1 protein-coding gene is annotated in these 869 nt (G+C 50.6%); it reads right to left on the bottom strand.

The annotated features are described in order from the left end of the window. The coding region (locus ACODRW_RS24270; RefSeq protein WP_488906916.1) for a hypothetical protein at nt 1–869 on the bottom strand (869 nt) is incomplete at both ends.

The raw sequence follows: 869 nt of genomic DNA, 5'->3' as shown, positions 1-869 counted from the left end.
AGCCGGTGTTGTACATGAAGGCGCTGTCGACGGCGGCCTCGCTCTGGGAGATGGTCGGGCCGTTATCATTGATACTAAGGCTGCCCTGGCGGGTGTTGAGCACCTTGCCAGCGGCGTCCATGGCAACGTAGCGGAATTCGTACTTACCGCGCGCCATCCCTGACCAGTCGAAGGCAAACTGTCCAGATTTTAAATGCGGAGCGTACACATACTCCCAGCCAGCATTACTGCCTGCACGACGGGTGTAGAGTACCAGTTGAGCAGCATCGTTAGATTGGCCTCCAAAATGGAGAGTAGATTTGGGTAGTGGCGCGGAAAAATTATCGCTTTCAGCACTGGAGGTTTTTTCAGATGAGAATAGTACTATTTCGCCACTCGCGGTTTGCTGAACGATTTCTAATCTGTATGCAATTTCATAAATTTGCATAGTATTTTGAAGATTATACTGATCATACCAAGGAGTCCGGCCATACCCACCAGCTATTGGTAAATTAATATTAAAGTTACGAGCGTTTTCAGACGTTAAGCTTACTTCAGCATATTGAGCAGTATCCCAACTACCAGCAGGATGTTTGGTAAGCTTCACCTTGACTGGCCCCCCTAGATAAATGCCTTGTTGCAAGGGTATGACACCTGAAATATTAATCAAATCAGAATAATATGCTTGAAAGGGTAAAGATTCTGAATCACTTGGAAATACAGAATCCCGAGTCACCTTTAAATTCACTACACCATTGCTCTCTCCATAGCGGCCGACGCCCACCGCCCCCCCCGCCAGCGGGTTCTTCTCCACCGCCACGCCCGGCGCCTTCGAAGACCCCGCCGTCACCACCCCGCCGCTGCCCTCCTGCGGCACCGCACTCACCCAG

It is taken from the genome of Chromobacterium sp. FG89 (genome assembly GCF_057808735.1).
The sequence above is the reverse complement of the archived record's forward strand: the minus strand, read 5'-3'. Positions and strand labels throughout refer to the sequence as shown.